The sequence below is a fragment of the Streptomyces hamibioticus genome, from assembly GCF_047946815.1.
Taxonomy (GTDB): domain Bacteria; phylum Actinomycetota; class Actinomycetes; order Streptomycetales; family Streptomycetaceae; genus Streptomyces.
This window is the reverse complement of the sequence record NZ_JBKKQY010000001.1, coordinates 2,111,676-2,124,012: the sequence shown is the minus strand read 5'-3', so window position 1 is coordinate 2,124,012 and position 12,337 is coordinate 2,111,676. Positions and strand designations below refer to the sequence as shown.

The following is a 12,337-nucleotide window of genomic DNA, read 5'->3' as shown; positions in this document are numbered from 1 at the left end:
GTGGCTGTTCCGAAGCGGAAGATGTCGCGCAGCAACACGCGCCACCGCCGGTCGCAGTGGAAGGCTGCGGTCCCCACCCTGGTTGCGTGCGAGCGCTGCCACGAGCCCAAGCAGCAGCACATCGCGTGCCCGTCGTGCGGCACCTACAACAAGCGCCAGGTTCTCGAGGTCTGAGCGGCTGGTGAGAGGCACTGTGTCCACTGCCAAGAAGGCGGAAGACGCCAAGGCGGACCCACCCGTCAAAAAGAAGGCGGACAACCAGGCCTCGTCCCACACGCTTCTGGAAGGGCGGCTCGGCTACCAAGTCGAGTCCGCCCTTCTGGTGCGAGCGCTGACTCACCGTTCCTACGCGTACGAGAACGGCGGTCTGCCGACGAACGAGCGGCTGGAGTTCCTCGGGGACTCCGTGCTCGGCCTCGTCGTCACGGACACGCTGTACCGCACCCACCCCGACCTGCCCGAAGGCCAGCTGGCCAAGCTGCGGGCCGCGGTGGTCAACTCTCGTGCGCTGGCGGAGGTCGGTCGCGGGCTCGACCTGGGCTCCTTCATCCGGCTGGGCCGCGGTGAAGAGGGCACGGGCGGCCGGGACAAGGCATCCATCCTCGCCGACACCCTGGAAGCGGTGATCGGCGCGGTCTATCTCGACCAGGGCCTCGACGCGGCCTCCGAACTGGTGCACCGCCTGTTCGACCCGCTGATCGAGAAGTCCTCCAACCTCGGTGCCGGCCTGGACTGGAAGACCAGCCTCCAGGAGCTCACCGCGACCGAAGGGCTCGGCGTCCCCGAGTACCTGGTCACGGAGACCGGCCCCGACCACGAGAAGACCTTCACTGCTGCCGCCCGCGTCGGAGGCGTCTCGTACGGCACCGGCACCGGCCGCAGCAAGAAGGAGGCGGAGCAGCAGGCCGCCGAGTCCGCCTGGCGGTCCATCCGGGCCGCGGCGGACGAGCGCGCCAAGGCCGCGGCCAAGGCGGCGGCCGAGGCCGCCCAGCAGGCCGCCGAGGCGCCGTCGGCCTCCGCCTGACCCACCGCAGCGTACGAACCCGAGTGCCCGTCCCGCCCCAGGGGCGGGCGCTCGGGCCGTGCCCGGCCCACCCGAGGGGGAGCCATGCCCGAGTTGCCCGAGGTCGAGGTCGTGCGGCGAGGCCTGGAGCGGTGGGTGGCCCACCGGACCGTCGCCGATGCCGACGTACTGCACCCGCGCGCGGTGCGCCGGCACATCGCCGGCGCCGACGACTTCGCCCACCGCCTCAAGGGCCACCGCATCGGCACGCCCAGCCGCCGCGGCAAATACCTGTGGCTGCCGCTGGAGGACACCGGCCAGGCGGTCCTGGCCCACCTCGGCATGAGTGGCCAGCTGCTGGTCCAGCCGCACGAGGCACCGGCCGAGAAGCACCTGCGCATCCGGGTCCGCTTCGCCGACGCCCTCGGCACCGAACTCCGCTTCGTCGACCAGCGCACCTTCGGCGGCCTGTCGCTGCACGACACCAGCCCCGAGGGACTGCCCGACGTCATCGCGCACATCGCCCGGGACCCGCTCGACCCGCTCTTCGACGACGAGGCATTCCACCGGGCGCTGCGCCGCAAGCGCACCACCATCAAGCGGGCCCTGCTCGATCAGTCGCTGATCAGCGGCGTCGGCAACATCTACGCCGACGAGGCGCTGTGGCGCGCCCGGCTGCACTACGAACGCCCGACGGCCACCTTCACCCGCCCCCGGACCCTGGAACTCCTCGGCCATGTGCGGGACGTGATGAACGCGGCCCTCGCGGTCGGCGGCACCAGCTTCGACAGCCTGTACGTCAACGTCAACGGCGAGTCCGGTTACTTCGAGCGGTCGCTCGACGCGTACGGACGTGAGGGCCTGCCCTGCCGACGCTGCGCCACGCCGATGCGCCGCCGCCCGTGGATGAACCGCTCCAGCTACTTCTGCCCGAAGTGCCAGCGCACGCCGCGCGTCACTCCGTAGCCGTCACCTCGTGGACGTCACCCGTGGCCGGACGGATCACGAGGCGGACGTGGTGGTCAGCGGCTGGCCGCCGCGCCGGGCGTCGTAACGCTCCCGTGCCGCCAGCACCTGGTCCATGCCGCTCTCGAGGCACTCGATCAGGGCGATCAGCCGCCCGGCCACCTCGCGGCCCAGCGCGGTCAGTTCGTAGTCCACGCGGGGCGGGTTGGTGGGCTGGGCCTCGCGGTGCACCAGGCCGTCGCGCTCCAGTGCCTGCAGGGTCTGGGAGAGCATCTTCTCGCTGACGCCGTCCACGCGCCGCCGCAGCTCGTTGAAGCGGAACGAGCCCGCGTACAGGGCGCCGAGGGTGAGCGCGCCCCAGCGGCCCGTGACGTGCTCCAGGGTGCCGCGCGAGGGGCAGGCCTTGGAGAACACGTCGTACGGCAGGTTCTGCTCCGCCGTACGCTCCTGCGTGGTCGCCATGTTTCCCAGCGTACGTGAGCTCAGCGCTGCCCGCCGGGGGCGCTGACCCGGGGTGAGCGTGGGGCTCAGTAGCCGAAGTTCTGCGTCCACCACGGGCCGCCGGACCCGAAATGCACGCCCACGCCCAGCGTCCGGAAGTCGCAGTTGAGGATGTTGGCACGGTGGCCGGGGCTGTTCATCCAGGCGTCCATCACGGCCTGGGCGTCGGCCTGGCCGCGGGCTATGTTCTCCCCGCCGAGGTTGCTTATCCCGGCCTTCTCGGCCCGGTCCCAGGGCGTCGCGCCGCTGGGGTCGGTGTGGTCGAAGAAGCCCTGCTGCGCCATGGCCGCGCTGAAGTCACCGGCCAGGCCCGCGAGCGCGCTGTTCGCCGCCAGCGGGCTGCAGCCGGCCCTGACCCGCTCGTCGTTGACGAGCTTGAGCACCTCGGCCTCGACCGCCGCCTCCCGGGACACCGTCACCGGCGCGCTGGGCCGCTCGGGCGCCTTCGTGGCCGTACGGGACGGTGCCGGCTCGGAGTCCGGCTTCTTGGCGGGGGTCTTCGACGGCTTGGCCGGCTGCTCGGGCCGGGCCGGTTCCTTGGACTTCGACGGCGTCCCGGTCGGCGCGGCCGACGTCGACGGGTCCTTGGAGGGGGTCTTCTCCGGCGAGGACGGCGAGGACGGCGAGGACGGCGAGGACGAGGGCGACGAGGGGGCGGACGAAGAGGAGGGTGACGAGGGGGACGAGGGCGACGCCGAGCGGTCGGTGTCACGGCTGGTGGGCGCACCGCCGTCGACGCTGCCGGACGTGCCGCTCAGGCCGGTCGGGGTGTTGGTCGGCACGTCGGCGGACTGCACCCGGTCGCCGGTGCCGCCCCCGCCGAGCCGGTAGTCGCCCAGGCCGGGCACCACGCCGGTCGTCACGGCGACCGTGCCGAGGGCGACCGCGGCGGAGACGCCGAGCAGGCCGGTGCGGACCGGGGCGGCGGCGTTCTTCGGCTTCCGGCGCCGGTGCGAACGGCCCCGCCGGGGCCCGTCGTCCGGCGCGAAGCCGTCGCTCGGGAAGGGGACGGTGTGCCCGGCGCGCGGCAGGTCGCCGCCGGCGGAGTCGTCCGTGGCGAACAGGTAGGCGTCGCTCCGCGCACGCTCCTCGGCGTACGCCTCGGGGTTCAGATAGGGGGCGATCCCCATCGAGGAGCGGTCACCCGCGGTCGAGTCCAGCGGGTCGCGGCCCGGTGCCCCGGAGCCGTCGGTGTGCGTGGTCCCCGTGGCGCGGCCCGTGGCGGCGCGGCCGGCGGCGGAGCGTCGGTGGCGTCCCATGTTCTGGCCTTCCTCGTCCTTGCGGTCGACTCGTCCTCACGATCATCACCGGACTCACACGATCGGGTGAGTTTCATATGAGATTCATTGGGTCGGGACGGTACCGCATGGCGCTGGGGGCGGAAGTGTCCAGAGGGACATCGGCCGGTTAGGTTGCACCCATGAGCGAGGATGTACGGCTGGTCGCCTGGGTGCGCGGGCGGGTGCAGGGCGTGGGTTTCCGCTGGTTCACGCGGGCGCGGGCGCTGGAGCTGGGCGGGCTGAGTGGTTTTGCTCTCAATTTGGGCGACGGCCGCGTCCAGGTGGTCGCGGAGGGCTCGAGGGAGCGCTGCGAGGCACTGCTGGACTGGCTCCGCGGCGACGACACGCCCGGGCGCGTGGACGGCGTCACCGAGATCTGGGACACACCCCGCGGCGGTTACGACGGCTTCGCCATCCGCTGATCCCGTCCTCCCGGCGCGCCGGTGGCCCCGGTCCGGACCGCCCGCCGAGGGGCGCCGGGAACGGAAACTAGCAGGTGATTACCGAGAAGCGCTTGCCATGGCAGGCTCCGCGCGACAGGATGATCGCCACGCCCCGAGGGGCCCGCAGGAGCCACAGCGCCGCCGTGTCCAGGCCGCGCGCCCCGGGTCACCCGTCAATACGGGGCGTGATCGTGTTGACCGTCAAACTTTTTGGTGAGACGCTGAAAGCCCCGCGCACCTTAGCTGTTTGGCATGGTTGAACGGCACCAAGAACTGCATAGTGCCAAGCACCGCGGGTGCGAATCCCTCACGACCCACACCGCATCGGTCGGTCACTCATTGTGGAGGACCATCCATCATGGCAAAGGCGCTTCTCGGTTACGTCGGCGGCTCCGACCCTCGACTCCTCGCCGAGATGCGACGGCTCCAGCAGCGCGTCCAGGACCTGGAATCCGAACTCGGCCGCATCCAGGCCGAGAACGACGCACTGACGGCTGCCGCTTCTCACGACAGGATCATGGAGAGCGTTGACGCACACCAGGCGGAGCCTGCGCTGACCTGATCACTGCATTGCTCCACGACGGCACAAGCAGTGGTTGGGCTGCCCGTACAACCGCTCAGTTGTCAGAGTTGCAAGGGACGCTTCGGCGTCCCTTCTTTCTTGCCCCGCCCCGGCAACCTCGGCCGCTCGGACCCTCGGTCCGCCTCCGGCCCGGCGATCCCTTCCCCGCGCATCCTTTCAGTTTCTTTAACGTCTGGTGTGCCCTGCACGTTCATCGGTGAAACCGCGGGGGCCCAAGGGTTCATGGAGTGAGACACCCCCGGAAGGTAGAGTCCGGCGGCGTGCACCTGAAGGCCCTGACCCTCCGCGGGTTCAAGTCGTTCGCCTCGGCGACCACGCTCCGGTTCGAGCCGGGGATCACATGCGTCGTCGGTCCGAACGGCTCGGGCAAGTCCAATGTCGTGGACGCGCTCAGCTGGGTCATGGGCGAGCAGGGCGCCAAGTCGCTGCGCGGCGGCAAGATGGAGGACGTCATCTTCGCCGGCACCACCGGCCGCCCGCCGCTCGGCCGGGCCGAGGTGTCGCTGACCATCGACAACTCCGACGGGGCGCTGCCCATCGAGTACGCCGAGGTCACCATCACGCGGATCATGTTCCGCAACGGCGGCAGCGAGTACCAGATCAACGGCGACACCTGCCGGCTGCTCGACATCCAGGAACTGCTGTCCGACTCCGGCATCGGCCGCGAGATGCACGTCATCGTCGGCCAGGGCCAGCTCGACTCCGTGCTGCACGCCGATCCCATGGGCCGCCGGGCCTTCATCGAGGAGGCGGCGGGCGTCCTCAAGCACCGCAAGCGCAAGGAGAAGGCGCTGCGGAAGCTGGACGCGATGCAGGCCAACCTCGCGCGCGTGCAGGACCTGACCGACGAGCTGCGCCGCCAGCTCAAGCCGCTGGGCCGCCAGGCGGCGGTCGCCCGCCGCGCCGCCGTCATCCAGGCCGACCTGCGCGACGCCCGGCTGCGGCTCCTCGCCGACGACCTGGTACGCCTGCGGGAGGCGCTGCGGGCCGAGATCGCCGACGAGGCCGCCCTGAAGGACCGCAAGGAGGCCGCCGAACGGGAACTGGGCAAGGCACTGCGGCGCGAGGCGCTCCTGGAGGACGAGGTACGGCGGCTCACCCCGCGCCTGAAGCGAGCGCAGCAGACCTGGTACGAGCTGTCCCAGCTCGCCGAGCGGGTGCGCGGCACCGTCTCGCTGGCCGACGCGCGCGTGAAGAGCGCCACCTCGGCGCCGCCCGAGGAGCGCCGGGGCCGCGACCCGGAGGACCTGGAGCGCGAGGCCGCCCGCGTCCGCGAGCAGGAGGCCGAGTTGGAAGCCGCCCTGGAGGCGGCCGAGCGCGCCCTGGAGGACACGGTCGCCCACCGGGCTGAGCTGGAGCGCGAGCTCGCCGACGAGGAGCGCCGTTTGAAGGACGTCGCCCGTGCCATCGCCGACCGCCGCGAGGGGCTGGCCCGGCTCAGGGGCCAGGTGGGGGCCGCCCGGTCGCGGGCCGCGGCGGCCCAGGCGGAGATCGAGCGGCTGGCCGCGGCCCGGGACGAGTCCCGGGAACGGGCCGCCGCCGCCCAGGAGGAGTACGAGGCGCTCAAGGCCGAGGTCGACGGCCTCGACGCGGGCGACGCCGAACTCGCCGAGCGCCACGAGGCCGCCAAGCGGCAGCTGGCCGAGGCGGAGACCGCGCTCGCCGCCGCCCGCGAGGCGGCCACCGCGGCGGAACGCCGCCGGGCCGCGACCCAGGCCCGGCACGAGGCCCTCGCCATGGGCCTGCGCCGTAAGGACGGCACGGGCGCGCTGCTGGGGGCGAAGGATCGTCTCTCCGGGCTGATCGGACCGGCCGCCGAGCTGCTCACCGTGACCCCCGGCCACGAGGTGGCGCTCGCCGCAGCCTTCGGCGCCGCCGCCGACGCGCTCGCGGTGACCACCCCCGCCTCGGCCGCCGACGCCATCCGGCTGCTCCGCAAGCAGGACGCCGGCCGGGCGGCGCTGCTGCTCGCCGGCGCCCCCGACGACGTACCGCAGGAGGCACCGGCCGGCGGGCCGCCGTACGCGGCCGACCTGGTGCACGGCCCCGCCGACCTCATGCCGGCCGTACGCCGGCTGCTGCGCGGGATCGTCGTCGTCGGCACCCTGGAGGAGGCCGAGGACCTGGTCTACGCGCGGCCCGGGCTGACCGCCGTCACCGCCGAGGGTGACCTGCTCGGCGCGTACTTCGCGCAGGGTGGGTCCGCCGGGGCGCCCAGCCTGCTGGAGGTGCAGGCCTCCGTGGACGAGGCCGCCGCCGAGCTGGAGGGGCTGGCCGTGCGGTGCGAGGAACTGGCCGAGGCGCAGCGGGCGGCCGAGGAGCGGCGCCGGGAGTGCGCCGCGGCGGTCGAGGAGCTGGGGGAGCGGCGCCGGGCCGCCGACCGGGAGAAGTCGGCCGTGGCCCAGCAGCTCGGCCGGCTCGCGGGCCAGGCACGGGGCGCCGCCGGAGAGGCCGAGCGGTCCGCCGCGGCGGCCGGCCGGGCGCAGGAGGCGCTGGATGAGGCGTTGCAGGACGCCGAGGAGCTGGCCGAACGGCTGGCCGTCGCCGAGGAGATGCCGGTCGAGGAGGAACCCGACACCGCTCGGCGCGACCGGCTCGCCGCCGACGGCGCCAACGCCCGGCAGACCGAGATGGAGGCCCGTCTCCAGGTCCGTACGCACGAGGAACGGGTCAAGGGACTGGCCGGCCGGGCCGACTCCCTCGACCGGGCCGCCCGTGCCGAACGCGAGGCACGCGCGCGTGCCGAGCAGCGACGGGCCCGGCTGCGTCATGAGGCGGCCGTTGCCGAGGCCGTCGCCTCCGGTGCCCGCCGGCTGCTGGCGCACGTCGAGGTCTCCCTCGCCCGCGCCGACGAGGAGCGCACCGCCGCCGAGGCCGCGAAGGCCCGGCGCGAGCAGGAGCTGGCCGCCGCGCGCACCGAGGGGCGCGACCTCAAGGCGGAACTCGACAAACTGACCGATTCGGTCCACCGGGGAGAGGTGCTCGGCGCCGAGAAGCGGCTGCGGATCGAGCAGCTGGAGACGAAGGCGCTGGAGGAACTCGGTGTGGAACCGGAGGGGCTGGTGGCGGAGTACGGTCCGCACCGGCCGGTGCCGCCCTCGCCGCCCGCCGAGGGCGAGGAGCTGCCGGAGGACCCCGAGCACCCGCGCCACCTGCCCCGGCCGTTCGTCCGGGCCGAGCAGGAGAAGCGGCTGAAGGCCGCCGAGCGCGCCTACCAGCAGCTCGGCAAGGTCAATCCGCTGGCCCTGGAGGAGTTCGCGGCACTGGAGGAGCGGCACCAGTTCCTCAGCGAGCAGCTGGAGGACCTGAAGAAGACCCGCGCCGACCTGCTCCAGGTCGTCAGGGAGGTCGACGAGCGCGTCGAGCAGGTCTTCACCGAGGCGTACCTGGACACGGCCCGTGAGTTCGAGGGCGTGTTCGGCCGGCTCTTCCCCGGCGGCGAGGGACGGCTCGTGCTGACCGACCCCGGCAACATGCTCACCACGGGCGTGGACGTCGAGGCCCGGCCGCCCGGCAAGAAGGTCAAGCGGCTGTCGCTGCTGTCCGGCGGGGAGCGGTCGCTGACGGCGGTCGCCCTGCTGGTGTCGATCTTCAAGGCGCGGCCCAGCCCGTTCTACGTGATGGACGAGGTCGAGGCCGCGCTCGACGACACCAATCTCCAGCGGCTGATCCGGATCATGCAGGAGCTGCAGGAGGCCTCGCAGTTGATCGTCATCACGCACCAGAAGCGGACGATGGAGGTCGCCGACGCGCTCTACGGCGTCTCCATGCAGGGCGACGGTGTGTCGAAGGTCATCAGCCAGCGGCTTCGCTGACCGGCTCCGACGGCCTCGCGGAACCGTCTGGTCTACACCTGTTCCCAACTGGGTTTTTGGGGTACCCGCTCTTGATGGCTTCAATCCTTGAACACAAGCTGACACGCCGTCGATCCAAATTCATGGCGAACGACCTATTGACTTCGATAGTTGAACGCATAGTGTCTGCTGCGTTGCTTTTACCTTCAGGACCGAGCGCCTCGAAGGGCTGACCCCCACGCCGGCAGCGACGCCGGCGGCCCGAGGAGTACACGTGACCAGCACAGCGCAGGCACCCCAGTCAGGAGCCAGGACGGCTCAGCCCGATCATCTCGGGCACGTCATCTTCATCGCGGCCGCGGCCGCGATGGGCGGTTTCCTTTTCGGCTACGACAGCTCTGTGATCAACGGTGCCGTCGAGGGCGTCCGGGACCGTTACGACATCGGCTCCGCGGCGCTGGCCCAGGTCATCGCCATCGCCCTGGTCGGCTGCGCCATCGGCGCCGCGACCGCCGGCCGGATAGCCGACCGCATCGGCCGCATCCGGGTCATGCAGATCGCCGCCGTCCTGTTCACGGCCAGCGCCATCGGCTCCGCGCTGCCCTTCACGCTGTACGACCTCGCCTTCTGGCGCGTCGTCGGCGGCCTGGCCATCGGTATGGCCTCCGTCATCGGCCCCGCCTACATCGCCGAGGTCGCCCCGCCCGCCTACCGCGGCCGGCTCGGCTCCTTCCAGCAGGCCGCGATCGTCATCGGCATCGCCATGTCGCAGCTGGTCAACTGGGGTCTGCTGCACGCCGCCGACGGCGACCAGCGCGGCACCCTGATGGGCCTGGAGGCCTGGCAGGTCATGCTCGGCGTCGAGGTCGTCCCGGCCGTCCTCTACGGTCTGCTCTCCTTCGCCATCCCCGAGTCCCCGCGCTACCTGCTCTCCGTCGGCAAGCGCGAGCGCGCCCGGGAGATCCTCGCCGAGGTCGAGGGCAAGGGCACCGACCTGGACGCCCGCGTCGCCGAGATCGAGCACGCCATGAAGAGCGAGCACAAGTCCAGCTTCCGCGACCTGCTGGGCGGCAGCTTCTTCTTCAAGCCGATCGTCTGGATCGGCATCGGCCTGTCGGTCTTCCAGCAGTTCGTCGGCATCAACGTCGCGTTCTACTACTCCGCCACCCTGTGGCAGTCGGTCGGCGTCGACCCGACGGACTCGTTCTTCTACTCCTTCACCACGTCGATCATCAACATCGTCGGCACCGTGATCGCGATGATCTTCGTCGACCGCGTCGGCCGCAAGCCGCTGGCCCTCATCGGCTCGGTCGGTATGGTGATCGGCCTCGCGCTGGAGGCCTGGGCGTTCTCCTTCGACCTGGTCGACGGCCAGCTGCCCGCCACCCAGGGCTGGGTCGCCCTGATCGCCGCGCACATGTTCGTGCTCTTCTTCGCCCTGAGCTGGGGTGTGGTCGTCTGGGTCTTCCTCGGTGAGATGTTCCCGAACCGGATCCGCGCCGCCGCCCTGGGCGTGGCCGCCGCCGCGCAGTGGATCGCCAACTGGGCCATCACCGCGAGCTTCCCGTCCCTGGCCGACTGGAACCTCTCCGTGACGTACCTGATCTACACGGTCTTCGCCGCGCTCTCCATCCCGTTCGTCCTGAAGTTCGTGAAGGAGACGAAGGGCAAGGCCCTGGAGGAGATGGGCTGAGCCTCCCCGGGGAGGTACCGAGTGCCTCCCTCGCCTCCCTCGGGAGGCCCCAGGTCCGGGGAGAGGAGCCAAAGACCCCGCTGCCCCTCTCCCCGTACACGGAAGACGTACTGCCCCGGCTCGTCCACCGAGCCGGGGCAGTACGTCTTCGCGGTACAGCCGAGGACCGTGCCGCCCTCGGCGCGCAGCCCGTCGACGGACGTGGCCGCGGAGCCGACCGCGCCGACCGCCTCCCCGCGGACTGCCGGGAGGCGCAGGTGCGCGCCTCGCCCGCGAAGTGGCCGTCGTGCCGGGGCCCTGACCCGGTCCGGGTCCTCGGTGAGGTACAGCAGCGGTGACTCGGGGACGGTCAGCCGCTTCGCCGCGCCCGGTACCGCGCCCGCGAAGACCGAGGCCGGGCCCGTACGACCGTGGCGGGCATGGCGAACGTCCCCCTCCGCCGGGGGTGCGGAGGGGGACGTGCCGGCCGGTGGAGTGTCAGACCGTGAGGGTCTCGGGCCGCTCGGCCCGCTCGGCGGACGCTGCCGGGACGACCACGGCGGGCTTGGGCAGCACCGCGTACAGCACGCCGGAGATCACCACCGTGGCCACCCAGCCCAGGCCGTACTCGCCGATGACGTTGTTCGTGGCCAGCGGGCCGGTGAACCAGTCCGAGGTGGTGAACATCAGGCCCGCGACCAGACCCACCGCCCAGGCGACGCACGCGGCGGGGGAGAAGCCGCCCCGGTACCAGTAGGCGCTGGTGCGCGTGGTGTCGGCCATGGCCTCGCCGTCGTACTCCCGGCGGCGCAGCATGTCCGCGCCGAAGACGCCGACCCAGGCCGAGAAGGCGACCGCGAGCAGCGACAGGAAGGCGATGAAGGAGCCCATGAAGCTGGTCGCGACCAGCATCAGCACGCCGCCGAAGAGCAGCGAGATCACGGCGTTGACCGAGACCGCCCAGTGGCGCGGCATCGTGAAACCGAGGGTCTGTGCGGTGAAGCCCGCCGAGTACATGGACATCGAGTTGATCAGCAGCATGCCGATCAGCGCGATCAGCAGGTACGGCACCGCGAGCCAGGTCGGCAGGATCTCGCCGAGGAAGGAGACCGGGTCGGAGGCCGAGGCCAGGTCCGGCGTGGAGACGGCCATCACCATGCCCATGAGCACCATCGGCAGCACGACGACGCCGGCCCCGCCGACCGTCACGCCCACGAGCGCCTTGGAGGAGGCGGTGCGCGGCAGGTACCGGGTGAAGTCCGGGGCGGACGGGATCCAGCTGACGCCGCCGGCGGCGATCAGCCCGACGCCGGTGATCATCGCGGCCACCGACCCGGCGGACCGGTCGAAGACGGCCGACCAGTCGGTGTCGACGATCAGATAGCCGAGCACCAGCACGGAGAAGCCGCCGAACAGGTAGGTGGCGTACTTGTTGCACTTCTGCACGGCGTTGATGCCCAGTCCGGAGATCACGAAGGTCGCGACCACGAAGGCGAGCAGCATCACCATGTCCAGCACGCTGTTGGCCCGGACGCCGAACACGATGTCCAGCACCGTGAGCATCGCGTAGGCGCCGGTCACCGCGTTGATCGTCTCCCAGCCCCAGCGGGCGACCCAGATCAGCGAACCGGGCAGCAGATTGCCGCGCTGCCCGAACACCGCCCGGGACAGCGCCATGCCGGGCGCGCCGCCCCGCTTGCCCGCGATGCCGATCAGCCCGACCAGGCCGTACGACACGACGGGCGCGGCGGCGGCGACCACGAGCGCCTGCCAGAAGTTGAGCCGGTACGCCACGACCAGGCTCGCGCCCATCGTGAGCAGCAGCACGCTGATGTTGGCGCCGACCCAGGTCGGGAACAGCTCCCGGACACGGGCCGTGCGCTCGTCGTCGGGCACCTGCTCGATGCCGCGGGTTTCGAGTGCGCCTTCGGTCTCGGCGGTTTTGCTCATGTGGGGGGTCCGTGCCTCAGGGGTGTGGAGAAGGGGCCGTCGGGACTCTACGCGCGTTGATGCCCTCTGCTCCATCGTACTTTGATCCGACTCCTTCCCTGCAGGGGGCTTTGTCCCTTGGAGGAAGTCACAAGCGGGGTGTGTG

Annotated in this window: 10 protein-coding genes; 7 read left to right on the top strand and 3 right to left on the bottom strand. The window is 71.8% G+C overall.

All coding sequences use genetic code 11. The features are described from left to right. The 3 genes from rpmF to mutM all read left to right on the top strand — a co-directional run bounded on the left by rpmF (window position 1) and on the right by mutM (window position 1,969). A complete protein-coding gene (rpmF, locus tag ACLGIH_RS09360; protein ID WP_003951102.1) occupies window positions 1-174 on the top strand; it encodes a 50S ribosomal protein L32 in 174 nt (57 codons plus the stop codon). Between the two features lie 7 nt (window positions 175-181). Continuing rightward, on the top strand, window positions 182-1,024 hold the full coding sequence (gene rnc / locus ACLGIH_RS09355) for a ribonuclease III (RefSeq protein ID WP_416524770.1): 843 nt from the start codon (window positions 182-184) through the stop codon (window positions 1,022-1,024). 84 nt (window positions 1,025-1,108) lie between these two features. Beyond that, window positions 1,109-1,969 carry a bifunctional DNA-formamidopyrimidine glycosylase/DNA-(apurinic or apyrimidinic site) lyase gene (gene mutM, locus ACLGIH_RS09350; protein ID WP_416524769.1) on the top strand — a complete coding sequence of 287 codons (861 nt, stop codon included), beginning with the start codon at window positions 1,109-1,111 and terminating at the stop codon, window positions 1,967-1,969. Window positions 1,970-2,005: 36 nt separating this feature from the next. On the opposite strand, the gene ACLGIH_RS09345 is transcribed toward mutM, so the two are convergent. Beyond that, a complete protein-coding gene (locus ACLGIH_RS09345; RefSeq protein WP_416524768.1) occupies window positions 2,006-2,431 on the bottom strand; it encodes a winged helix-turn-helix transcriptional regulator in 426 nt (141 codons plus the stop codon). A gap of 65 nt (window positions 2,432-2,496) precedes the next feature. Further along, entirely contained in the window at window positions 2,497-3,729 is a 1,233-nt protein-coding gene (locus tag ACLGIH_RS09340) for a CAP domain-containing protein (protein ID WP_416524767.1), read from the bottom strand. Between the two features lie 161 nt (window positions 3,730-3,890). Between ACLGIH_RS09340 and ACLGIH_RS09335 the strand changes: the two genes are divergently transcribed. From ACLGIH_RS09335 to ACLGIH_RS09320, 4 genes are all read left to right on the top strand, one after another. After that, window positions 3,891-4,172: an acylphosphatase gene (locus ACLGIH_RS09335; RefSeq protein ID WP_416524766.1), complete on the top strand. Its 282-nt coding sequence runs from the start codon at window positions 3,891-3,893 to the stop codon at window positions 4,170-4,172. Between the two features lie 379 nt (window positions 4,173-4,551). Further along, entirely contained in the window at window positions 4,552-4,755 is a 204-nt protein-coding gene (locus ACLGIH_RS09330; RefSeq protein ID WP_184764132.1) for a hypothetical protein, read from the top strand. A gap of 281 nt (window positions 4,756-5,036) precedes the next feature. Further along, window positions 5,037-8,591: a chromosome segregation protein SMC gene (smc, locus tag ACLGIH_RS09325; protein WP_416524765.1), complete on the top strand. Its 3,555-nt coding sequence runs from the start codon at window positions 5,037-5,039 to the stop codon at window positions 8,589-8,591. 253 nt (window positions 8,592-8,844) lie between these two features. Continuing rightward, complete coding sequence (locus ACLGIH_RS09320; RefSeq protein WP_416524764.1) at window positions 8,845-10,263, top strand: sugar porter family MFS transporter; 1,419 nt, start codon at window positions 8,845-8,847, stop codon at window positions 10,261-10,263. A gap of 477 nt (window positions 10,264-10,740) precedes the next feature. Here ACLGIH_RS09320 and ACLGIH_RS09315 read toward each other — a convergent pair whose 3' ends face one another. Beyond that, entirely contained in the window at window positions 10,741-12,192 is a 1,452-nt protein-coding gene (locus ACLGIH_RS09315; protein ID WP_416524763.1) for a cytosine permease, read from the bottom strand. Window positions 12,193-12,337 lie beyond the last annotated feature (145 nt).